This window comes from Cohnella caldifontis (assembly GCF_029360585.1).
In the GTDB taxonomy this organism is placed as follows: domain Bacteria; phylum Bacillota; class Bacilli; order Paenibacillales; family Paenibacillaceae; genus Cohnella; species Cohnella caldifontis.
In genome coordinates, this window is sequence record NZ_JAQZSJ010000004.1 from 242,667 (window position 1) to 266,157 (window position 23,491).

General features: G+C 60.3%; 19 protein-coding genes. 3 read left to right on the forward strand and 16 right to left on the reverse strand.

Features of this window, described 5'->3' with window-relative positions:
- Positions 1–14: 14 nt before the first annotated feature.
- The 8 genes from PTZ19_RS09380 to galU all read right to left on the reverse strand — a co-directional run bounded on the left by PTZ19_RS09380 (position 15) and on the right by galU (position 6,473).
- On the reverse strand, positions 15–509 hold the full coding sequence (locus PTZ19_RS09380; RefSeq protein ID WP_276353951.1) for a DUF1854 domain-containing protein: 495 nt from the start codon (positions 507–509) through the stop codon (positions 15–17).
- Positions 506–2,689 (reverse strand): ABC transporter ATP-binding protein, encoded by a 2,184-nt coding sequence (locus PTZ19_RS09385; RefSeq protein ID WP_276353952.1) that lies wholly within the window; start codon positions 2,687–2,689, stop codon positions 506–508. The genes PTZ19_RS09380 and PTZ19_RS09385 overlap by 4 nt, the downstream gene beginning before the upstream one ends.
- Positions 2,652–3,161 (reverse strand): S24/S26 family peptidase, encoded by a 510-nt coding sequence (locus tag PTZ19_RS09390; protein WP_276353953.1) that lies wholly within the window; start codon positions 3,159–3,161, stop codon positions 2,652–2,654. The genes PTZ19_RS09385 and PTZ19_RS09390 overlap by 38 nt, the downstream gene beginning before the upstream one ends.
- Positions 3,151–3,420 carry a PqqD family protein gene (locus tag PTZ19_RS09395; RefSeq protein WP_276353954.1) on the reverse strand — a complete coding sequence of 90 codons (270 nt, stop codon included), beginning with the start codon at positions 3,418–3,420 and terminating at the stop codon, positions 3,151–3,153. The genes PTZ19_RS09390 and PTZ19_RS09395 overlap by 11 nt, the downstream gene beginning before the upstream one ends.
- The gene (locus PTZ19_RS09400; protein WP_276353955.1) at positions 3,417–4,226 is read right to left on the reverse strand and encodes a hypothetical protein; all 810 of its coding nucleotides are present in this window, start codon (positions 4,224–4,226) and stop codon (positions 3,417–3,419) included. Before PTZ19_RS09400 ends, PTZ19_RS09395 begins: the two co-directional genes overlap by 4 nt.
- A 111-nt stretch (positions 4,227–4,337) precedes the next feature.
- Positions 4,338–4,466 carry a hypothetical protein gene (locus PTZ19_RS09405; RefSeq protein ID WP_276353956.1) on the reverse strand — a complete coding sequence of 43 codons (129 nt, stop codon included), beginning with the start codon at positions 4,464–4,466 and terminating at the stop codon, positions 4,338–4,340.
- Positions 4,467–4,554: 88 nt separating this feature from the next.
- Complete coding sequence (locus PTZ19_RS09410; RefSeq protein WP_276353957.1) at positions 4,555–5,565, reverse strand: nucleotidyltransferase domain-containing protein; 1,011 nt, start codon at positions 5,563–5,565, stop codon at positions 4,555–4,557.
- Positions 5,562–6,473, reverse strand: a complete 912-nt coding sequence (gene galU, locus PTZ19_RS09415) for a UTP--glucose-1-phosphate uridylyltransferase GalU (protein WP_276353958.1) — start codon at positions 6,471–6,473, stop codon at positions 5,562–5,564. Before galU ends, PTZ19_RS09410 begins: the two co-directional genes overlap by 4 nt.
- A 401-nt stretch (positions 6,474–6,874) precedes the next feature.
- Between galU and PTZ19_RS09420 the strand changes: the two genes are divergently transcribed.
- Positions 6,875–8,707 carry a hypothetical protein gene (locus PTZ19_RS09420; protein WP_276353959.1) on the forward strand — a complete coding sequence of 611 codons (1,833 nt, stop codon included), beginning with the start codon at positions 6,875–6,877 and terminating at the stop codon, positions 8,705–8,707.
- Positions 8,708–8,810: 103 nt separating this feature from the next.
- Here PTZ19_RS09420 and PTZ19_RS09425 read toward each other — a convergent pair whose 3' ends face one another.
- The 3 genes from PTZ19_RS09425 to PTZ19_RS09435 all read right to left on the reverse strand — a co-directional run bounded on the left by PTZ19_RS09425 (position 8,811) and on the right by PTZ19_RS09435 (position 10,778).
- The gene (locus PTZ19_RS09425; protein ID WP_276353960.1) at positions 8,811–9,578 is read right to left on the reverse strand and encodes an ABC transporter permease; all 768 of its coding nucleotides are present in this window, start codon (positions 9,576–9,578) and stop codon (positions 8,811–8,813) included.
- Positions 9,571–10,494: an ABC transporter ATP-binding protein gene (locus PTZ19_RS09430; protein ID WP_276353961.1), complete on the reverse strand. Its 924-nt coding sequence runs from the start codon at positions 10,492–10,494 to the stop codon at positions 9,571–9,573. The genes PTZ19_RS09425 and PTZ19_RS09430 overlap by 8 nt, the downstream gene beginning before the upstream one ends.
- Positions 10,495–10,613: 119 nt before the next feature.
- Complete coding sequence (locus tag PTZ19_RS09435; RefSeq protein ID WP_276353962.1) at positions 10,614–10,778, reverse strand: hypothetical protein; 165 nt, start codon at positions 10,776–10,778, stop codon at positions 10,614–10,616.
- A gap of 355 nt (positions 10,779–11,133) precedes the next feature.
- On the opposite strand from PTZ19_RS09435, the gene PTZ19_RS09440 reads away from it, so the two are divergent.
- The gene (locus PTZ19_RS09440; protein WP_276353963.1) at positions 11,134–11,502 is read left to right on the forward strand and encodes a helix-turn-helix domain-containing protein; all 369 of its coding nucleotides are present in this window, start codon (positions 11,134–11,136) and stop codon (positions 11,500–11,502) included.
- Between the two features lie 90 nt (positions 11,503–11,592).
- Here the strand turns inward: PTZ19_RS09440 and PTZ19_RS09445 are convergent, their stop codons facing one another.
- Together PTZ19_RS09445 and gltB are read right to left on the reverse strand one after the other, a co-directional pair.
- Complete coding sequence (locus PTZ19_RS09445) at positions 11,593–11,745, reverse strand: hypothetical protein (RefSeq protein ID WP_276353964.1); 153 nt, start codon at positions 11,743–11,745, stop codon at positions 11,593–11,595.
- Positions 11,746–11,959: 214 nt separating this feature from the next.
- The gene (gltB, locus tag PTZ19_RS09450) at positions 11,960–16,573 is read right to left on the reverse strand and encodes a glutamate synthase large subunit (protein ID WP_276354008.1); all 4,614 of its coding nucleotides are present in this window, start codon (positions 16,571–16,573) and stop codon (positions 11,960–11,962) included.
- 293 nt (positions 16,574–16,866) lie between these two features.
- Between gltB and PTZ19_RS09455 the strand changes: the two genes are divergently transcribed.
- Positions 16,867–18,183 (forward strand): SGNH/GDSL hydrolase family protein, encoded by a 1,317-nt coding sequence (locus PTZ19_RS09455; protein ID WP_276353965.1) that lies wholly within the window; start codon positions 16,867–16,869, stop codon positions 18,181–18,183.
- 118 nt (positions 18,184–18,301) lie between these two features.
- Here the strand turns inward: PTZ19_RS09455 and PTZ19_RS09460 are convergent, their stop codons facing one another.
- The 3 genes from PTZ19_RS09460 to PTZ19_RS09470 form a co-directional block, all read right to left on the reverse strand.
- Positions 18,302–20,647 (reverse strand): Ig-like domain-containing protein, encoded by a 2,346-nt coding sequence (locus PTZ19_RS09460; protein ID WP_276353966.1) that lies wholly within the window; start codon positions 20,645–20,647, stop codon positions 18,302–18,304.
- 160 nt (positions 20,648–20,807) lie between these two features.
- A complete protein-coding gene (locus PTZ19_RS09465; protein WP_276353967.1) occupies positions 20,808–22,919 on the reverse strand; it encodes a YhgE/Pip domain-containing protein in 2,112 nt (703 codons plus the stop codon).
- A gap of 287 nt (positions 22,920–23,206) precedes the next feature.
- Positions 23,207–23,350, reverse strand: a complete 144-nt coding sequence (locus PTZ19_RS09470) for a hypothetical protein (protein WP_276353968.1) — start codon at positions 23,348–23,350, stop codon at positions 23,207–23,209.
- Positions 23,351–23,491 lie beyond the last annotated feature (141 nt).

The following is a 23,491-nucleotide window of genomic DNA, read 5'->3' on the forward strand; positions in this document are numbered from 1 at the left end:
TTCTACCGTGTGGATTACAGCCATTTCGCGAGCATCTTGCGGCTGCGGGCATCCCATTCGGACTCCGCGGGCAGCCCGTATTTCTGGTCCGTCACGTCCGTTACGAGCCGGAGACCGCCTTCCAGCTTCGCGATCGACTCATAGAACGGACCGGTGCGGATCCGCATCGGTCCGGCGTCGGTCAGCACGTCCCAGTGCCAATGGCCGAAGCGGCGCCGAATGCGCCGAATGCTGACGATCCGGGGGAGAAACGGACGGAAGCCCGCTTCCCGTTCGACCGCCGTCCGGCTGCCCGCCTCCATTCCTTCGAGCGAACGCAGCACGCCGAGCGGGCGGCCGGACGAATCCTGAACGGCGATATAGCCGTCCGGATGCGTAAGCGGAAAGAGCCGGCTCGCCGTCACCCTTTCCCTCCGTCCAAGCCACTCGGCAATCAAGTATCCTTGCCCGTCCCTCTCGAACCGAACCGAACGCGTTTCGATCCATGGCAATCCGCCGTTTTCCGTCATCGCGCTCCCTCCATCGCCGGACGGCCGGACTCCTGCGAACGGAGCAGCCGGAGATATACGCCGTCCCGTCCGGACAATTGCTCATGCGTGCCCGTCTCCGCCAGCGTTCCGCCGTCCAGAACGAAAATCCGGTCGACGCGGCGCAGCGCGGACAGCCGATGGGCGATCGCGACCGTCGTGCGTCCTTCGCTCAGCCGCTCCAGCGCTTCCTGGATCTCCGACTCCGTTTCCGTGTCGACCGACGAAGTCGCTTCGTCCAAAATGAGCACGGACGGATTCAGCAGCAGCGTCCGGGCGATCGAAATCCGCTGCTTCTCCCCGCCGGACAGCTGCACGCCCCGTTCGCCGACCATCGTGTCGTACCCGTAGGGCAGCCGGGAAATGAAATCGTGGGCCCGGGCTTGAACGGCCGCCTGCACGATCCGCTCCGGCGCGGCGTCCGGCAGCCCGTACCCGATGTTCTCCGCGACCGTGCCGTCGAATAGGTACGTCTCCTGGAACACGATGCCGACGTGCCGCCGCAAATCTTCTTTCGCGAGGCGGCGAAGATCGATGCCGTCCAGGCAGATCCGCCCGGCGTCCGGATCGTAGAATCGGCACAGCAGATGGATCAGCGTCGATTTTCCGGCGCCGGACCGGCCGACGATGCCGATCTTTTCGCCCGGACGGATCTGCAAGGAGACGTTCCGCAACACCTCGCGGCCTTGTTCGTATCCGAACCGCACGTCTTCGACCGTAATTTCTCCCCTCGCCTGCGGGAGCCGGACCGAGACGCCGTCTTCCTCCGATTCCGGCTCCGCCTGCAGCAAATCCAGGATCCTGTCCGCCGCGGCCAGCGCGGCATTCGTCCATCCCATCGCCCTGGCGTTCGATTCCAAGTGGCCGAGAAACATCGAGAAGTAAGCCGTAAACGCGACGACGGAGCCGAGCGTCGCGTCCCCGTCGATCACGCGCTGCCCCCCGACGAACCACGCCAGGGCGATGCCGAGGGACAGAGCCAAGCCCATCCCCGAATGCATCCACTGGGACCAGACGGCCTGTTCCTTCATCCGGCCGACGGCGATCCCGTTCAAGGTCCGGAACCGGGTTTTCTCCGTTTCCCCGCGATGAAAAGCCTTGATGACCCGGACGCCCTGCAGCGCTTCGGATATGTACTGCTGCAGGTCGTATTCCGCGTTCCATTTGCGATTCCGCAGCGATCGGAGCTTGGGCCACAGCGCCAAGACGACCGCCAGGCACACCGGCGCCAGCACCAGCATGAAGAGCGTAAGCCGCCAGTCGAGGAAGAACATCATGGCGAGAACGGCGCACGAAAGGATAAACTGGGCAAACAGCTGCGTCATGCCGAGGGCCAGGAACTCCTGCACGAATTCCGCGTCGTGCTGGATCCGGCTGATGAACGGCGCCGTTTTTCTCCGTTCGTAGTACCGGATGGGCAAATCCATCAGCTTGCCGAACATGTCCTCGCGGATTCGCCCGACCAGCAAACTGCCGAGTCGGATGCCGAGTTTCCCCCGCCACACCTGGAACACGGCTTCGAGCACGTAGGCGGCGACGAGCAGGCCGATCAGGCCCGCGAACGCGGCGGGGGAGGACGACAGCACCCCTCCGTCGATAATCGGCTTCATCAAATAGGGAGAAACGGCCTCCAGCGCCGCCGCGATCAGCAAAATCCCGCATAATCCGAGCATTTGCCGCTTGTATGGCGCAACGAATCGTGCCAAGTGGACGAGAACGCGCAGCCGGTCGGACCAGGACAACCGGACCGGCTCTTCCGCCCGTTCGTGATCTTCCGCCCGCGAAGCCGAGCCGGCTTCCGCGCGATCCCGGGACTCCGGAGGCGGCCCTCCGTCAAGAAACGCGCGGACTTGCGCGTCGAACGCCTGCATCGCCCGGATGCCGGACAATTTGCAAAAACCGAGGCGAACCGGTTGTCCGTCCAAGGTTAACGCCTCGATCCACGCGCCGCCTCCCGTTTCCCGCACGGCCGTCCCGGCCAAGTCGCGGACGGCCAGGCGCAGCACGGTTTCCCCATCCGATTTCCTGACTTCCAGCGCCTGCGGGGTGAGCACGACGGATCGGCTCTCCCACCGTCCCGACTCGGACGCGTCCGTGTCCAACCGGAACAGAACGGTTTCCCGTTCAGGAATCGAACGTTCCGCCCGAACCGCCGATGCCATACAGCTCCCACCTTCCAGGCGCCGCGCCTCCGGCTCGGACTTCCTTCCGTCTCGCCGCCCCCGCGAACGGGAGCAAAGCCAGCCGGCCGCGCGCCGCGATATAGGACCAACATTTCCGCAGCGCCGCCGACTCGCGGATCGTCTTCTCTTCTCTTCTCAGCTCGCTGAGTACGCCGACGATTTGCGACCGGTAGACGGGTTTGTCGAAGTACCCGTTCGTATCCCCGCGAAACACGTATTGAATGCCCGACCCGACGCGATCGATCCGATGCAGCCGGTGCGAGTACACGATGCCGCTCTCGCCGACGACGAGTCCGACTTGCCCGATTTTCAGTCCGGCGTAGAGGGGGCGGAACACGCAAATATCTTCGGGCAAAATATATGGATACATACTGTATCCGCGCGCCCGCAAAACGACTTCCTGTTTGCGCTGCATGACGGCTTGCAGCGTGCGAAGCGTTTCATTCCTCACGGCGGATCAGCCCGATCTCGGTCAATTGCTCCAGAAAATGCCGCAAATCCGCGTCCACGGCTTCGCGGCCCGTCCGGAACTCGTTCGATAACCGCTCCGCCAGATCCTCGAACGTCAGAGGTTCCGTCAACGATTGCCACACGAACCCTCCGGTTTCGTTCAGCTTGGTTACCGTGAACGTTTCCTGGTTCAGCAGGATCGCCTCGCCTTCCATGTCCAGCATTTCGACGGCACCGTGGCGCGAGTAGCTTCCGCTCATGAGATGACCTCCCAAAACCGATCGTTTTTTTGGAATTCCAGCACGTACACGGGCACCCGTTCGACAAGCGTTTTGCATTGCCGCACGAGCCCGGCCGACAAGCGGTTGTCGTATTTCCAATGCACGATTTTATCGAACAATGCCAACATCGCTTCGCTTCCGCGAAGGCGGCGCTTCCCGACGGAGGTCGACTGCTCGAGCAAATAGACGGCGCGCAGCGGTACCGGGCTCACCCCCGCCGGCTCCGGAAAATCGTTGCGGAACGGCGAATCGTGCACCAGGATCCGGCCGACCTCGGGGACTTGCAGGATCGAAGATTCGTCCGCGAGCAGCGGTCTCGGCCGGGACAGCGCGGCGACGGTCGATTTGCCCGCCCCGGAATATCCGGTGAACAAATGCGCTTCCCCGTCGTTCACCACGCAAGAGGAATGGACGATGAGGCCCCACCGCCGTTCCGTCAAAACCGTGCTGAGCCAATTCAGGAGCGCCGTGCGGAGCGAGAAATAGTCGCAGAAGCCGATGTCCGCTTCCCTGCGGTCCGCGCTGATCGCCAAGCGGTAATCCGCCCTCGTGAAAGTCAGTCCCCGCGGCGTCTCCTCGAACGCAACCGGAACTTCCGCGTCTTCCGCGATCTCCAGCGGATGGCCGTATCCGGAACTTACGGCGATCGTGTAATCCGGCGCACGGCGAACGGCCGGCGGCACCGGGCGACTGCCGATCGTCATGGCCAAATACCGCTCCGCTTCGGGTCCGGACAACCGGAACCGGATGAGGTTGTCTCCTATTAACCGCAGCGCTTCAATCATCTCGTTTGCTCTCCCTCCGGGAAATAAAAAGAGAAAGAAAGAGTCGCCTCTTTCTTTCTCCGCTTAGGAATTACGATTCATTCCGCGTCCGCGGCCAGCCGCGGAAGAGGATCAATGTCTGCCCGGAGGCCACTTCGGCGGCTTCGGGGGTTTCGGCGGCTTTCTGCCGGAAGGCTTCGAGTGCCGCTCGAATACGACGGCTTGATGGACGATGACTTGCGGTGCCGTATAAGCTTTCATGATTATCACCTCGCTTTTCTGAGACCCATTCTATGATACGTTTTGTATCGTTGTCAATACGGAAAATTAAAATATTTTCATTATCATCCTATTTTTGGAATGCCAGCTCTCGCAAATACCTGGCCCGATATCGGTTGCGGTCGTATTTGGCGAGCTCGAAGATCGTCCGCTGCACGTAATAAGCGAAACCGCCGCGGAAAGGCGCATACCCTTCCACCCGCTTCCATGCCAAACGCTGGTTCCACGGAAACCAGTTTCTGCAAGACCCGAAAAATTTCCTTCGGTGCAGCAGGGGGAACAGCCGGTAAACGACGGATAAGCACATCACGACCATGCCGTAGGTATCCTCCGCTTGCGCCCTCGCCAGCAGCGGTTCGAACTCGATTTCGTCCGGATAACGCCGGAGCGCGGCGACGATGTCGAGTACATGCTTGAGCGAGGACATCCCGTGTTTGGCTCCATGCAAGCAAAGCGTGTAGAACAGATCGGCAGCGGAAAGCTCGTACACCCTCCCATAAGGAGCGACGCGGGTTGCGCGTTCCCATAGCGGAAGGCAGTCCAACCGGAAAAAATCGGGTTTGACCAGATGCCAGTGCAGCTCCACATGGAAATCCAAGCCGCCGGCAGGCATCGGCATCGTGAACTCCGTATGATAGGGGCTTTTCCGATCGGGCGGCAAGCTCTCGTATCCCAAGGCGCGGACGATTTCCCCGGCGGCAAGCAAATCCTCGGGCTTCACCAGCAAATCGATGTCGGAGGTGCTGCGGACGCCGGCGTTTCCGTACAGCCTTTCGGACAGCCGGGCTCCCTTGAGCACCATGGCCGGGATTCCGCGGTCGTCCAGCGCGGCAACGACGCGGTCCCCCTCCGCCTTGAGCACGAGGTTCAAAACCGACTGCGCGTTCCGAAGCTCGATCAGCGAAGCCAGGAAAAAAGCAGGCACGTCCTTCAGCCGGCCCTGTGCCTTCAATTCTTCATAGACTTGTCCGGCGATGTACTGCTGCGCGGTCTCCTCCAGGGCGGCCGCATAATCGCGGTCATCCGGAAGCAACGGAAGCCGATCTCCGTAAGCGCGATTCAACAGCTCGACGATTTTCATCGGGTCCGGTCTCCCAAGGCGAGCAAATCGAGCTCGGCGCGATGGGGTTCCATCATCTGCCGCAACGCTTCCAAGAGCGGGCCCTTCAATTCTTCGTTGTGCAGCGCGAAGTCGATCGTCGTTAAGATATACCCCAATTTTTCCCCCACGTCGAACCGGGTCCCTTCGAAATGGTAGGCGTAGACGCCTTCCCTCTCGTTCAGCCTTTGAATGGCGTCGGTGAGTTGAATCTCCCCGCCCGCTCCGGCTTCCTGATCCGCCAGAAAACCGAAGATCGCCGGGTTCAGCACATAACGTCCCATAATCGCCAAATCGGACGGCGCATGTCCCAGCGGAGGTTTTTCGACGAATCGGTTGACCTCGTACAAGCGTCCGTTCGCCGAAATGGGATCGACGATGCCGTAACGCGCCGTTTCCCTCAGCGGAACTTTCTGGACCCCGATGACCGAACGGCCGAGCGCTTCGTATTGCGCGGTCAACTGCCTCAGGCAAGGGACTTCGGAGCGCACGACGTCGTCGCCGAGCAGCACCGCGAAAGGCTCGTCGCCGATAAAGTTCCGCGCGCACCAGACGGCGTGGCCGAGCCCTTTGGGCTCCTTCTGGCGGATATAGTGAATGTCGACTTGGGATGGCTTGCGCACTTCGCTCAGCAGCGCGTATTTTTCTTTCATTAGCAAATTCCGTTCCAGTTCGTGCGAAATATCGAAATGGTCTTCGATCGCCCGTTTTCCTTTGCCCGTTACGATGATGATGTCCTCGATGCCGGAGTCGATCGCTTCCTCCACGATGTACTGGATCGTCGGCTTGTCGACGATCGGCAGCATTTCTTTCGGCATCGCTTTGGTCGCCGGCAAAAAACGAGTGCCGAGACCGGCTGCCGGAATGATGGCTTTTCGTACTTTCTTCAACCGGATCACCCTGTTCTTCGATTGGGATAAAATTGATCTTCGCCTATCTGACTCTCCGTCAGAGGGGCAAAGGTCAATTTTCCCGTAAAATGAAAATAAAACGGGGCATTCAACCCCCCCTCACGCCACACCACCGACGATTCACGTCTAAGGCAGTGGAATACCCACAGCATGGCCGAGTGCCCGCGGTGATAATGGTTCAGCAGGCGTCACCAACGTTACATTGATACATAGTGTAACTTTTTCGTCTCTAACGATACGATACAATTTGTATCGTGTCAAGGGGATTCCCTCGATTTATTCGGGCGTTTCGATAGCGAGAGACGCGGTTCCCCCTCTCTGACGAAATGAATAGAGTATTTGAAGAGAGAGATCAATCAACAAGAAAGGGAGGAATGAAGATGAGTTTGAATCCGGACGGCATCGATTTGGATTCCTACGGGGCCGGAACGGGGAGGGACGATACCGCGGCCGTCAAAAAGGCGGTCGCCGACGCGCTGGCCGCGAAGGTGCCGCTTTATCTCGGAGCCGCAACGTACCGCGTTTCGGACACGATTCTGAATGCGGTATCGGTCAACAACATCACGATCATCGGAAAAGGGATCGGCGTGAGCATGTTCCGCTTCTCCCCGTCGGACCAAACGAAGCCGCTGATTCGAATGGAGCTGTGTTCCCACCCGGTGTTGAAGGATTTTTCCATCGAGAGCTCGGACCGAAAAGGAATCGGGCTTCTGCTCGGGCGCTACAATACCGCGGCATCCGGCGATGCCAGATGGAATGCGGTCACTTACGGAAGATTCGAACGGATCAAAGCGTACGGACTTTACACGGGGATCCACCATGACGCCGGTTGGAATAACGATTTTCTCTCCTGCAACACGCAAAATTGCGCCACGGGGCTCAAAGTCCACGGGAATGCGCTCAATTTCCATACGTTTCTCAGCAGTCTGAACGATACGGGGATCGACATCCTCAGAGGGGAAGAAAACAGCACGATCAATTTCCACGGCGGCACGATCGAAGGCAACGGCCTCGGGATGAAAATCCGGTACGCGCATGACGTCAATCTGTTCGGCGTCTACTTCGAAAATAATCCCGCCGGGCACATCGCGGCCGGTACGGACTCCGGGGACGATATCGTAGCGGTCAATATCGTCGGCGGCTCGCTCCATTATCCGCACCCCGTCATCTTCGACCGCGTGAAGTCCCTGAACATTACCGGGCTCGCCGAACACATGACGCCCGCTCCCCTGACCGTCACGAGCAACGTCCAAATGGCCAACCTTCCCGCCTTCCAGCAGAACTTCGGCACGACGAGCCACTCGGAGATCGAGGCGATCGAAATCACGGGCAGAAACCGCCAATCCAGCGCGCCTTGGTTCGTAACCGACTTCTCGGATCTGAACGTCCCGACGGGCAGCACGGGCGCGTTCCCGCTGGATCGCAGGGGCGAAATCACGATCCAGCCGAACGGCGCGACCAGCACGCTCAGCCCGTATACGTCCGACTATCTCAGCGGGAACAAGGCCATCCGCTGCAATCTGGTCCGCAATCGGAATTATGCCGGACTGACTTTCGCGATCAGCCCGACGTACTTGCCGACGAACACCTTGTCCGCGAAAATTCCGGTGCTGCTCGGAAGCACGCTCGACTCGTTCCGCATCCAGGTCACCGTCCGGTACAGGGTGCAGGACGGCAGCCTCAAATCGTACGATCCGTTCGATTACGTCCCGGCGTTCAGCGGCGAATACGGCGTGAGCAAAATGCTGGGCAAGTGGATGTCGTTCATCGTGCCGATCGATCTGGCTTCCGTTCAAGCGTTGTCCGGATTCCGAAGCCTGAACGATATCCGAATCAACCTGTACGGGACCAATGCGCAAGCGGCCAACGGAGACGAATGGTTCGCCGTCGACGCGCTCGAACTGTATCCGACGAAATCCATTACCGCCCCCCATACCGATTCGCGCCATTTGATGTACCGGCCGCTCGAGCTGAAGCCCGCTACTTTGGAAGCCGACCTCCTCGTGCAAGGCGGCTTGAAAACGACGTACGCGTCCGCCAAGCCGACTTCCGGCAGCTACAATCAAGGCGATTACGTGCGAAACGCCAAACCCGTCAAATCTGGCAACCGAGGCAGCCGATACGTCGTCAAGGGATGGATCCGGCTGACGACGGGATCGAACCACGTGCTGAACACGGACTGGGCGGAAGATCGTTCTTTGACGGGAGATTAAGTTCTCCGCATTAACGAACCGTACCCGCGTAACAAAAAGGACTTCCGAGCGCGCTTGGCGGCGGCTTGGAAGTCCTTTTCGCGTTGCTTGGCGGAGGGTCAGTCTAGGCCGCCACGTCGCGCTTGCGGAAGACGGTCCACGTCACGAGATTGAAAACGACGACGTATACGGCGACGACGGCCACGGAAAAGCCGAGCGTCGTCTCCTGGTTCGGAATCGGACCGGCGCCGCCCTCGAGATAATTCACGAGATTGAGGTGCATAAAGCCGACGTACTTCACCCAAGCCTTGTCGGTAAGCCCGAACAGCGCGTCGAACAACCGCGTGATGCTGGCCATCAGCAGGAAGATGGAAAGCCCGATGGCCAGTCCGTTGCTCCGGAGCGCGGCGGAGAGCATGAAAGCGAACGTGACGACGAACACGAGGGCGATGGCATGCAAACCGTAGTAGGCCAGCGCTTTGGACCCGTCGATCGACCCGAACAACGGCAGGTTGATCGCCATCGAAACGGCGAAGGCGGCAATCATCAGCGCGAGCGCGAACAGAAAGAGGGCCGCGTATTTCGAGAGCAGGATCGACGAGCGGCTCCACGGGCGGATGAGCAGCAATTTGATCGTCCCCCGGGAGAATTCCCCGGCGACCGAATCCGCGGCGATGACGACGGCGAATATGTTAATGAGGAGAAACAGGATTTCCCCTTCGACGACCGTCACCGACCAACTGTCGAACACGCCGACCCCGCGGTCGGCATAATAGAGCATCGGGGACACGGCCAGCGGCACGATGACGACGAACGCGAACATGATCCAGGTCCGGAGGCGGCGGTAGATTTTCATGTTCTCGTTCAGGATGAGCCCCCAAAAGTTAGCCAATGGATTCACTTCCCGTCACTTCGAGGAATTGGTCTTCGAGCGATTTGGTCTTCGGCCGGATTCCGTACACTTGGATCCCGGCCTCCACCAGCCTCCGGTTGATGGCCGCCACCGTGTTCGGATCCGCGTGCACGACCAGCCCTTCGTCCGTCTTCCTCGCCGCGCCCATATCGCCGAGCGCGTCTAATGCCGCAGCGGAGCGGTCTACGTCGAACACCACGTCCGCCGCTTGCGCGGCGGTTCCTCCATCCGAATCCGCGCGAAGGGATCGGATGTCGATGATTTGTCCCTTCTGCAATATGGCCACCCGGTCGCACATGAGCTCCATCTCCGAGAGCAAGTGGCTGGACACGAACACGGCCGTGCCCTCTTCCCGGGCCAGCCTGCGCAAATAGTCCCTCAGTTCGCGAATCCCGGCGGGATCGAGCCCGTTCGTCGGCTCGTCGAGGACGAGCAGCTTAGGCCTGTGCATGACCGCTTGCGCGACGCCCAGCCGCTGGCGCATGCCGAGCGAGTAACGTTTCACTTTGTCGTGGATGCGCCCTTCCAGGCCGACGAGTCCGACGACTTCGTCGATGCGGGACCGGGAGACGCCCGACATTCTCGCGAAGTGCAGCAAATTCTGATATCCGCTTAGGAACTTGTACATCTCGGGATTTTCCACGATCGCGCCGACCTGGGCGACCGCCGCGGAAAACTCCGTTTGGATGCTGCGCCCGCCAATGCGGATGTCGCCGTCCGACAGCCCCATTAAACCGACCATCATGCGGATGGTCGTCGTTTTGCCTGATCCGTTGGGCCCGAGGAAACCGAACACTTCGCCGGAGCCCACTTCCAAGGAAATGCGGTCGATAATCGTCCTGCCGCCGATTCGTTTGGACACGTTCTGCAGGCGGACGATCGGTGCCGAAGACATGGGTTTCCCTCCATCGCCAATTTCATATTGAAATCCACGATGTCCATTATACCAATTTTGGAATCCCATGGCTTTCTTTTTCTATCCTTGGCCGGCTCGGCCGGTCAGCCGAACGAAGGTCAATCCCGCTGGCCCGAATCGGCCGACCCCCGATCCGCGGCGGCCGCGCATGCCGAACAGCAGCCCAGACGGTAATGGATTCGGTAATACCCCGTGCGGAACAGCGCCGCAGCCTGTCCGATCGAGCCTAACTTCCCGCATGCGATGCAGAAAAACAGCTCCATGCCGCACCCTTCCTTTCCCTGTTTCAACCGGGACCCGATCGGGTATAAACTATCGTTAGCTTTGAATGCGAACCTTGAGCCCCTTTTATGATGATACTATCTGTAACATATGCGCTTGGATTTATTAGATACGATACGTATCTCCATGTCAAGGGTTTTTTGGGCATTCAGAAGCGGCTAGCAACTCGGACGTCTGGAGTCTCGCGATACTGACGTCTAAAAGACGGACATGAGGCGTAAACTGACAGAAGAAGCGTTCTATGAATTTTTTGCGACATTTTGTTTCAACCGATGAAAACATCATGCTTTCATATTATGATGGTAGATAATAGGGATACAGTTAGGAGAGAATCCGATGAACATCGGCAATCGCATCGCGTTCCTCCGGGATCAGCGCGGTTGGACCCAGGAACAGTTGGCCGCATCGTTGGGAATTTCCCGGGCGGCTTTGTCTCACTACGAAAAAAACCGCCGGGAGCCCGATTCCGTCACCCTCACCAAAGTCGCCGATTTGTTCAAAGTGACCCTCGATTATTTGGTCGGCCGCACGGAGAATCCCCATATGAACATGGATGCGGACGTTGGCAGTTTCATCGACCATTTGGAGTTGTCCGACGAAGAGATTTTGGAGAAGTTCGCTTTGACGATCGACGGCCGCAAGCTGACGGCCGATGAAGCCCGCCGGTTTATCGCTTTCGTGCGTGCCGAGCGCGCCATGAAATAATCCGCGCAAATGCTTGAACCCCCAAGAAGAATTTCGCCTGACCGGCGCTTCTTGAGGGTTTGTTTTTATGTTTGCGGAAAGCGGAATTCGTTATGTAGCGATTTTCTTATCTTCCCATTCCCTCCATTCTTGCGGCCAGCGTTCCACGTCCAATCCCATCTGCGCGAGTATTTTCCGAATGTCGATTTCGAGCTTGTGCCCTCCCTCGGAAGTCCCCAACCGCAAATCCTGCTCCATCCCCATCCAAATCCTCTCACTGGTAAATGGATCCTAAAACATAAATTTATTATATGAAATGCTAAATGCAGAGGGTGTCGAGCGTTGGGGCCGATTCCTACTTTTTTCTCAGGAGTTTTGTCGAATGAACCTCGCGGAGCCGGAAAAGAAAGAAAAAACCGGACGGCTCCCCCCGCCGGCGGGAAGATTCGTCCGGTTTGATTTGAATTGGTTTGCTGGTTTAGTTCCCGCCTACCCGGGACAAATCGCGCATATTGGCTTCGAAGGCGGCCAGCAGGGCTTGCTCTCCGCTCAAGCCTTGGGCCTGGACTTTCGCGATCTGTTCCATCATGCGTTTGTAGTCCTTCGGAATGACCTTGACGATTTTGGGAAGGACCGCGTTCCAATCGGCGAGCACGGATTGGCCGAGTTCGCTGCCCGTATAAGCGGCGTGCTTCTCGATCATGCCGCGCACCTGCGCGATCTCCTGCTCCTCTTCCAAGCTCTCCAAGAGAACCATCTCGAAGTTGCACCGGTTCACGAAGCTGCCGTCTTCATCGACGACGTACGCGATGCCGCCCGACATGCCGGCCGCGAAGTTCCGTCCCGTACGGCCGAGCACGACAACGCGTCCGCCGGTCATGTATTCGCAGCCATGGTCGCCCACGCCTTCGACGACGACGTTCGCGCCGCTGTTGCGGACCGCGAAGCGTTCGCCCGCGACGCCGCGGATGTAGGCTTCCCCGCTCGTCGCGCCGTAGAAGGCCGTGTTGCCGATGATGATGTTCTCTTCGGCTTTGAACGTCGCCTTAGGAGAAGGATAAATGGCGATTTTGCCGCCGGACAATCCTTTGCCGACGTAGTCGTTCGCGTCGCCTTCCAGCGTCAGGGTCATGCCTTTCGGCACGAATGCTCCGAAGCTCTGGCCGGCGGTGCCGGTGAAGTGGAACTTGATCGTGTCCTCCGGCAGACCGTCCTTGCCGTGCCGCACGGTAACCTCGTGGCCGAGGATCGTGCCGACGACGCGGTTCGTGTTCTTGATCGGGAAGGAAGCTTCCACCCGCTCTCCGCGCTCCAACGCGGGGGCGGCCGCCGGCACGAGCTCCCGGACGTCCAGCGATTCCTCGAGCCCGTGGTTCTGGGACTTCACGTTGTAACGGCCCGATTCGCTCGGCAGCTCCGGCATGTGCAGCAGATTGGCCAGATCGATGCCCTGCGCTTTGAAATGGCTGACCGCTTTTTTCGTGTCCAGCCGGTCTACCCGGCCGACCATCTCGTTGATCGTGCGGAACCCGAGCTGGGCCATGATTTCGCGAAGCTCCTGCGCGACGAAATACATGAAGTTGACCGTGTACTGCGGGTCGCCCATGAACTTCTGGCGAAGCTCCGGATTTTGCGTGGCGACGCCGACCGGGCAAGTGTCCAGATGGCAGACGCGCATCATGATGCAGCCCATCGTGACGAGCGGCGCGGTCGAGAAACCGTACTCTTCGGCGCCGAGCAGCGCGGCGATCGCCAGGTCGCGGCCCGTCATCATTTTGCCGTCCGTTTCGACGACGACGCGGTCGCGCAGATTGTTCAGGATCAGCGTCTGATGCGTCTCGGCCAAGCCGAGTTCCCACGGCAGGCCCGCGTGGCGGATCGAACCGATCGGGGACGCCCCGGTGCCGCCGTCGTATCCGCTGACGAGGATGACGTCGGCGCGGCCTTTGGCCACGCCCGCGGCGATCGTGCCTACGCCGACCTCGGAAACGAGCTTGACGTTGATGCGGGCTTTCGGGTTCGCGTTCTTGAGATCGTGGATCAGCTCGGCCAAGTCCTCGATCGAATAGATGTCATGGTGCGGCGGCGGCGAAATCAGGCCGACGCCCGGCGTCGAGCCGCGGACTTCGGCGACCCACGGGTACACCTTCTTGCCCGGCAGCTGACCGCCTTCGCCCGGCTTCGCGCCTTGCGCCATCTTGATCTGGATTTCGTCCGCGTTGCTCAAGTAGTAGCTCGTCACGCCGAAACGTCCCGAGGCGACTTGCTTGATCGCGCTGCGGCGGGAATCGCCGTTCGCGTCCGGGATGAACCGGCGCGGATCTTCCCCGCCTTCGCCGGAGTTGGACTTGCCGCCGATACGGTTCATCGCGATCGCCAGCGCTTCGTGCGCTTCCTTGCTGATCGAGCCGAACGACATCGCGCCGGTCTTGAACCGTTTCACGATCGACTCGACCGGTTCGACTTCCTCGATCGGCACCGGCGGCTGGTCGAACTTGAAGTCCAGCAGCGAGCGGAGCGTGCGGAGTTCTTCGTATTCGCCCTGCACGAGCGCCGAATATTTCTTGTACGTCTCGTAGCTGCCCGTCCGGGTCGCCATCTGCAGGGTGTGGATCGTTTTCGGGTTGAACAGGTGGTCTTCTCCGTCTTTGCGCCATTGGTAGTCGCCGCCGGAATCGAGCTCGCGGACGGCTCCTTCCTGCGTCGCGAAAGCGCGGATATGGGCCGCCAGCGTTTCTTGGGCGATCACGTCCAGGCCGACGCCCCCGATCCGGGACGGCGTCCAGGTGAAGTACCGGTCGATGACGTCCTGGTTCAAGCCGATGGCTTCGAAAATTTGCGCTCCGCGGTAAGACTGGATCGTGGAAATCCCCATTTTGGACAGGATTTTCACGACGCCTTTCGTGGCCGCCTTGATGAAGTTTTTGACCGCTTTCTCATGCGAGATGTTGCGGAGCATGCCCTGGCGGATCATGTCGTCCAGCGTCTCGAACGCCAAGTACGGGTTGACGGCGTTTACGCCGTAACCGAGCAGCAAGGCGAAATGATGCACTTCGCGCGGCTCTCCGGATTCGAGCAGGATGCCGACTTTCGTCCGCGTGCCTTGCCGGATCAGATGGTGATGCAGCGCCGATACGGCCAGTAGGGAAGGAATCGCCGCGTTCTCGGCGTCCACGCCCTTGTCGGACAGGATCAGGATATTATGCCCTTTCGCGATGACGCGGTCGGCCGCCGCGCACAGCTGGTCAAGCGCTTCGCGCAACCCTTGCTCGCCTTGGTCCGCCGGGAAGAAGATCGGCAGCGTGATCGATTTGAAGCCCGGCCGATGCACGTGGCGCAGCTTCGCGAAATCCTCGTTCGACAGTACCGGCGAATACAGCCGGATGTGGCGGCAGCTTTCCGGTTCCGGATTCAGCAGATTGCGCTCCGGCCCGATGGACGTATAGGTTGAGGTAATGATTTCCTCGCGGATCGCGTCGATCGGCGGGTTCGTCACCTGAGCGAACAGCTGCTTGAAATAGTTGAACAGACGCTGCGGGCGTTCGGACAACACGGCCAGCGGCGCATCGTAGCCCATGGACGCCAGCGGCTCGACGCCGGTCAGCGCCATCGGTTCCATGATTTTGCGGATGTCCTCGAACGTGTAGCCGAACGCCTGCTGGCGCTGCTGCACCGTGGCGTGGTCCGGCTCCGGAAGCTCGGGCGCCTCCGGGAGGTCTTCGAGGTCCACGAGGTGTTCGTCCAGCCACTCGCGGTACGGATGCTCGGTCGCGATCGCGCGCTTCACTTCTTCGTCCGAGATGATGCGCCCTTCCTTCGTGTCGACGAGCAGCATCCGGCCCGGGCGCAGCCGGTCCTTCAGCACGATGTCTTCGGGCGGAATCTCGATGACGCCGGCTTCGGAGGCCATGACGATGACGTCGTCTTTCGTCACGTAGTAACGGGCCGGGCGAAGGCCGTTGCGGTCCAGCACGGCGCCGATCTGCACGCCGTCGGTGAAGCCCATCGCCGCGGGGCCGTCCCACGGCTCCATCAGGGTCGCGTGATATTCGTAGAAAGCTTTCTTGTCCGGATCCATGCGTTCGTCGTTCTGCCACGGTTCCGGCACCATCATCATGGCGCAATGAGCCAAAGAACGGCCGGCCAAGTACATGAACTCGAACGTGTTGTCGAACATCGCGGTATCGGAACCGTCCGGCGCGATGATCGGCAGCACCTTCTCGAGGTCGTCGCCGAACAGCTCGGAGGCGAACAGCGTCTGCCGGGCATGCATCCAGTTGATGTTGCCGCGCAGCGTGTTGATCTCGCCGTTGTGGATCATATAATGGAACGGATGCGCGCGCTCCCAGCTGGGGAACGTGTTGGTCGAGAACCGCGAGTGAACGAGCGCCATGGCGGTCTCGACGTCGGGATCGTGAAGCTCCGGGTAGAAGCTGCCGACCTGCTCCGTCGTCAGCATGCCTTTGTATACGATCTTCTTGCTGGAGAGGCTCGGGAAATAGAAGGAATCGGCTCCTTCCATGTCGTCCGCATAACGGATCGCCTTCTCCGCCCGCTTGCGGATGACGTACAGCTTGCGCTCGAACGCCATGTCGTCCGGGCCCGCGAGCGCTTCCGATCGGCCGATGAAGACCTGGCGCACGAACGGTTTCACGCGGACCGCGGATTCCCCGAGCTTGCGGTCGTCGGTCGGAACCGTCCGCCAGCCGAGCACCGTCTGGCCTTCTTCCGCCGCGATGGTTTCGAAGATTTCCTCATGCTTGCGGCGGACTGCCTCGTCTTGCGGCAGGAACACCATGCCGACCGCGTAAGCGCCCGATTCCGGCAGCGAGAAGCCCAGCTTCGCGGTTTCCCGGGAGAAAAACTTATGCGGAATCTGCAGCAGGATGCCCGCTCCGTCCCCGGAGTTCGGCTCGCTGCCCTGACCGCCGCGATGCTCCATATTGATCAGCAGGGACAAGGCCTGCTCTACGATCTCATGCGACTTGCGCCCTTTGATATGGGCGACGAACCCCATCCCGCAGGCATCGTGCTCGTAGCTCGGATCGTACATGCCCTGCTTCGGCGGCAAACCTCTCACGATCTCAGTCATCATTCGTAACCTCGCTATTACAAGTATTTTGAACAGGTGCGGCAGATCGGCGCTTCATTTCCCGGACGAATTGACCTACAATGAAAATAAGTGCCGTTTCGGCGGATTTCTTGTCAGGAACGATTGAAAGCGGGCTTGTCATACAGACAATATTCATAATTATTCATCGTAGATTATTATGTTATTTTAACACCACGTGAAGTTTTATGGCAATTTAATATTTTTATGGCGCCGATAAGCGACGCTTGGGAGAGCGGGGTTTTCGCACCTGAAAAATCGGGAGGATTGCGGGGATGTTAAACGTTCGGCGGCAAATGCTGGGCGCGGCGCTCGCCATGGCCGTCCTGGCGGCGGGATTGGCGGGATTCGGGGCCGCGAAGGCGCAGGCGGAAAGCGCGGAGGCGGGCTCCGCGTACCGGATCGTCGCGATCGGCGACTCGCTGGCGGTCGGGTACCAGCCGGGGATGTCGGAATCGTCGGTTCCGTACGGCTTTGCCGACCGGTTGTACGAGCAAGCGCTGTTCCGCGGAGATGCGGCTCTCGCGAATTACGGGATCATCGGGCTGCGTTCCGAAGGACTGCTCCGCTTGCTGCAAGGCGCTTCGGCCGGTAAATCGCTGAAAGCCGCCCAACTCGACGATTTCTCGAAGTACCCGGAGCGCGAAAGGCTGGAAGTGCTGGCGGACGGCGTCGGGGCCCGAACGGCGGAGCTCAAGGCATCGCTGGCGGATGCCGATCTCGTCGTCGTCACGGTCGGTGCCAACGACTTCAGCGATTATCTCCAGTCGCTCCTGACGCTTCCCAAAAAGGAAGCCGTTTCCTCGCTCGAAGGAAATTTCAGCATACTCCTGAATAATTATGCAGAAAACGCCGAGCAAGTCCTTCGCCTGACCGCCAAACTCGCGCCGCGCGCCCGCATCCTCTTCAGCGACCAATACTTGCCCCTTCCCCAGTTGTTCGCTCCCGGGCTCTACGACGTCTTGTACGAGAAGGCGGTAGGCCCGATCACGGCGGCGGTCGACTCGCTCGCCGCCAAGCTTCGAGAAGAAGGCATCCGCGCGGATGCGGTACATGTGGCGGACAAATTCAAGGGCAAGGAAGGCAGCATGACGCATATGGCAATCCAGCTTGGCGGCGTTTCGCAGCCGGATAACCATCCTAACGACGAAGGCTATGAAGCGATAGCCGAAGCGTTCGCGCAAGCGGTCTGGCAAGAATACCGGAAACCGGGGCCGAGGCCGGCCGGCGTTCCGATCTCGGTGATCGTGGCCGGCAAGGAATCGGAGACGGACTATCATCCGGTCCTTAAGCCTCCGGGCATCACGTTCGTGGCGCTGCGCGACATCTCGGACGCCATGGGCGCCGAGCTGCAATGGGACGATGGAACCCAAACCGCGACCTTCCGCCTGAAAGGCCGGGTCGTGTCCGTCACGATCGGCGCAGAGACGATGACCGTGGACGGGACGGAGCGTTCGATTCCCGCGCCCGCTTATCTTCAGCCCGTCGGCAAGGAAAAGAAAACGTATGTCCCGCTCGCGGTGATCGCCGACGGACTCGGCTTCCGCGTGAAGTACAGCAAACCTTTGCAGACGGCCTTCATCAATGCGTAAAACTAGCATACCCGATTTTGCCGGATTTCCCAATCGCCGCATGACCAAGAAGCCGTTCCCTCGATGCTGCGGGGGAACGGCTTCTTCTTTACTGGACGACTTCTGAATTCGCCAAAACTTATTTAACCGTTACGATCACTTTCGTGTTTTTGCCCGCGAAGGCGGCGGTGATCGTCGCTTTCCCTTTGCCGGTCGCCTTGACGATTCCGTCTTTGACGGTAACCACCGTGATCTTGGACGAAGTCCACAGGGAAGGTACCGTGACGTCCGCTTCCGAACCGTCGGCGTATGTCGCCGTCGCGGTCAGTTTCATTTGTTGGCCGACCTTCAAGGTAATGCTCACTTCGTTCGTTTGGTAATATTTCAGGGTGTCCACGTCGACCGCGACCTTCGCCGATTTGCCCGCGTATTTGACGGTCACCGTCGTTTTCCCCGGACCTGCGGCCGTGATCTTCCCGCTCTTGACCGTCGCGATGCGGAACGCCGTCGTAGCCCAATCCGCCTGGTTCGTCACGTCCAAAGTTTTGCCGTCGACGAAGGTGGCGACGACTTTCACTTGAGCGCTGCCGCCCGTCTTCAGGGACACGCTCAAATCCGAAACTTCGATTTTGGTCACCTGGTCCACGCGCACGGTGATCGCGACGGATTGCCCGCCGTACGTCGCCGTGATCGTCGCGTTGCCCTGGCCGTAAGCCGTGACGAGCCCTTTCTTGACGTCGGCGACGGTCGGCTTGTTCGACAGCCATTTCGCTTCGGCCGTGACATCCCGCGAGACGCCGCTCGCGTCCGTCGCCGTCAGCTTCACTTGCTCGCTGTTGCCGAGCGACAAGGAGAGCAGCCGGGAACTCGGCTCCAGCTCGGCGGCCAAACCGACGTTGACCGTGATTTTAACCGTCATCTCGCCGAACGAGGCGGTGATCGTAGCCGTGCCTTGGGCAACGCCCGTAATGAGGCCGTCCTTTACCGTCGCCTTGCTCTCGTCCGACGAGGTCCAAGTCGCGGCTTCCGTGACCGTATCCGTATGCTCATCCGCGTATTGGGCCGTCAGCACCGCTTGGTAGTCTTCCTCGACGCCGATGCTCACCGATTTGGAGGAGGCCGTCAGCTTGGACGGCAGGTCGACGGAGACGGAGACGGAAGCGCTCTTGCCGCCGTACGTCCCTTTGATGACCGCCGCGCCCATCGAGAACGTGACGATCTGCCCGTTCAGCACGAGAGCGACCTCGTCCTTGCTCGTCGTCCATGTCGCGATGGAAGTCACGTCCTCCGTCGAGCCGTCCGCGTAAGTCGCCGTAAGCTTCACTTCGGCTTTTTCCTTGGCCTTCAGCGTGATTTTCGACGGGTTGATGTCCAAATACCGGGGGGTATCGACGTCAACGGCGATCTCGACCGTTTTGCCGTTATACGTCCCTTTAACGGTCGCCGTACCGGATTTGACGCCGGTGATCAGCCCCTTGTTCACGAAGGCGACGGACTCGTTGCTCGACGTCCAGGTCGCGCTGGCCGTGACGTCCGTCTCGTTGCCGTCCGCGTTCACCGCGGTCAGCTTCAATTGGCGGGTTTGCGCAACGTGCAGGAATACGCTGTCCGCATCGACGCCCAGCTTCATCGTCTTGTCCACGTCGACCGAGATCGTCGTCTTCTTCGTTCCGTATTCCGCCGTGATCGTGGCCGTACCGGAGCCGTATCCTTTGATGACCCCGTTCACGGCGCCGGCGACTTCATCGTCGCTGGAGGACCACTTCGCCTCGCTCGTCACGTTTCTCGTCGTGCCGTCGGGATACGTGGCCGTCAGCGTGATCGACTGCGTTCCTTGCAGCAGAAGCGACACTTGCTTTTTGTCCGCTTCCACGCGGTTCACGATCTCTACGTTCACGTCGACCGTGACCGATTTCGAGCCGTATTGGGCGGTAATCACGGCGGTACCGGAAGAAAGGCCGGTTACCTTGCCGTTCACGACCGTCGCGACTTTCTCGTTGCTGGACGTCCAGTCCGCTTTGTCGGCCACGTTTTCGGTCGAATTATCGCTGTACGTCGCCGTAAGGCCGATGGTCGCCGAATCGTTCTTGCGCAAATTGAGCGTCTGGGCGTCTTTCGTCAGCGCCTTCACTTTTTTGGTGACGATGACATTCACCGATTGCGACATGTCCTCGTACACGGCGACGATCGTCGCGGTACCTTCGGTCTTGGCGGTGATCGTTCCGTTATAGACCGAGGCCACGGCCGCGTTCTCGCTGCTCCAATCGGTGTACACGGTTACGTTCTTCGTCGAACTATCGCTGTAGACCCCCGTGGCGGTCAAAGTAAACGTCGAGCCGATTTCCAACGTGACGTCGCTGGCCGACAAAATCAGCTTGGACAACGTGACGGTCGCCGCGCCGGCAACGGACGCGAAGCTCCCGGCTATGAGCGCAACCGCAAGCCATGCGGTCAAGATCTTGTTCCAAAGCGTTCGTGATGCCAAGTCGATCAAACCTCCTGCAAGTCCGGGACGCGCGAAGCCTTCCTTCGAATCCCATTTTTGTCGTCTTCCTTCTTATCGGCGCTTGGGCGCGATATGTTTAGCCGGTCCGAAAGCAAAAAGCCGTCCGCCGGTACTTGAAACCGGACGAACGGCGATTGTTTTAAGAGGCGGACGCCGCTTCGGACGTTTGACCCGATGCTTTCCTGCCGCGCAGTGCCATGAGGTGCGCATAGGCGAGCGTGAGCGCGATGAAGACGGCGGCGCAGACGGCCAGCCTGACCAGCGGGGCCGCGAGATCGGCTGCCGTCGTTCCGGCGATCACCATGCGGACCGCTTGAATGGCGTAAGTCATCGGCATCCAAGGGTTGATCGCTTGCAGCCAACCCGGCAGCAGTTCCACCGGGTAGGTACCCGCGCTCGACGCGAGCTGCAGCGTGAGCAGGATGACGCCGACGAAGCGGCCGATCTGGTCCGCCAGCGAAATCAGGAACTGCAGGATCGTCATGAAAGTCAGGGCGATCACGGCGGTGACCCCGTAAAATTGGGGAACGTTCGTGACTTTGAGCCCAAGTCCGTATAGCAAAATGGTATCGACGAGCACCGTCTGCGCAAGAACCAAAGGAGCGAATAGCAGCGCCTTGGACAAATACCAGCGGAACCCTCCGGCTACGCCCGCAGGCGCGTCGCGCAGCGGCAGGATCACGGTGGACAGCAGGGCTCCGACGTACAGGCCGAGCGAGAGGAAGTACGGCGCCATCCCCGTCCCATAGTTCGGGATGTCGGCCAGCTTGTTCTCGGAAACCTTGACCGGATCGGCGAATTGATCGGCCGTCCGGTCTCCGCTCTTCACGCCGCCGGACTCCGATGCCGCGCTTCCGAGCTTGTCGGACAGCGTTCGGGAGCCGCTGGCGAGCTGATCGACTCCGCCCGCCAACTCGCGGGAACCGTCCGCCAGTTGAGCCGTTCCTTCCGTCACCGTGCGGAAGCCGCTGCCGGCGTCGGCGACGCCTTGCCGCACTTGATCCGCGCCGGCCGCCACCTGCCGGGTCCCCTCGGCCAGCTTGCCCGCGCCGGCCTCCGCTTCTCCCAGCTTGTCGCCGAACGTTGCCATTCCGGATTGCAGCTGCTTCAAGCCGCCCTGCAGCTGAGCTGCCCCGGCCGAGGCCGCGTTCCCGGAATCGGCGAGCTGCCCTGCGCCGGACTGCAAACCGGCCGCGCCCTGCCCGAGCCGATCGGCGCCGGCTTTCACCTGGCGCGCGGCCGCGATCAGCTTCTGGAACGACTCGTCGGCCGCCAGCTCCTCATGCGCTTTGGCATATTGCTCCAAACTAGCGGCCAGCTGATCGGCGCCGGCGGAAACCGACTGCCCCGCGCCGGCCAACTGGCCGGCACCGTCCGCCAGGGAGGACGCCCCGGCGGCCAGCTTGGAAGTTCCCTCCGCCAGCTGCCCCGCGGCGGCCGCGCTTTGGTCCAGCCCGCCTGCGAGCTGCTTCTCGGCCGATAGCAAACCGCTCAACCCTCCGGCCAGCGACGCCGCTCCGGAGGAAGCATCCTGCGCCCCCGCGGCCAGCGACGCCGTGCCGTTCTTCAACTTGCCCATCCCTTGCTCCAGCTGGAGCGTGCCGTCCGCCAGCTTGGCCAGATTGTCCTGCAGCCGCAACGCGCCTTCCTGGGCCGACTTGGCGCCATCCGCCAGTTGCGCGGCGCCGTCCCCCGCTTCCTTGAAGCCGTTCGCCGCGTCGCCGAGCGAGTTCAGAACCGCCTTCGCGTAGGCTCTGGTCACCGATCTTCCGACTTCGGTCCGCAGCTGGTCCGCCGCGGTGGAGCCGATCTTCGAATTGAGGTAGTTCCATCCGTCGTCCACGTAGTACCGGATCTCCGCCGGATGCGGCGTCTCGTCCTGCAGCGTCGAAGCCTGCTTGGAAAAATCCGCGGGAATCACGAAGGCCAAGGCGTATCGATGGTTCTTCAATCCCTGGGCGGCATCGTTCTCGTCCGTGAACTTCCATTGAAACTCCGCGTTCTTCTTCAATTCGTCGATCAAATCTTGGCCCGCGCGGATCGTTTCTCCGTTCATCTCCGCGCCGGCATCTTGGTTCACCACCGCGACGGGCAGCCGGTCCAGCTTGCCGTACGGATCCCAGAAAGCGCCGATCAGCATGCCGCTGTACAGCAGCGGGATGAACAGCAGCCCGAACACGGACAGCAAAGTCATCGGGCTCTTCGCGAGTCTGCGGAATTCCGCGAAGACGACCCCTTGTTTTTTCTTCATTTTGGCTTCTCCCCTGTCTTCTCCTGGCTGTAGATGAAAATGACCGTTAAGCACGAACTGACCGAACTGACCGATTTGGCCATTTGGTCATTTTAATGGATGGCAAGGTCGAACATTCGTGTTCGTTCCGCCATCCGTATACACATCAGCTCGTTCCATCATTTGAAGTCCTGGCGTATCTGCCATCCGTCACCGGTCATCAATCATCCGTCACCGGTCATCGGTCATCGGTCATCCGCCATCCGTCATCCGCCATCCGTCATCCGCCATCGGTCATCCGCCTAGCGTCATCCGCCATCCGTCATCCGCCATCCGCCATCCGCCATCCGCCATCCGCCATCCGCCATCCGCCATCCGTCATCCGCCATCAGACATCCGTCATCGGTCATCCGCCTAGCGTCATCGGTCATCCGCCTAGCGTCATCGGTCATCCGACATCCGTCATCCGTCATCGGTCATCCGCCATCCGTCATCCGCCAGTCCCGCTAACGGACATGGCAGACGTAATGGAACGGAATATTGACCTCTGCAATTTCTAACGGACACAGATGCGCTTATTCGCCGTCACGAAC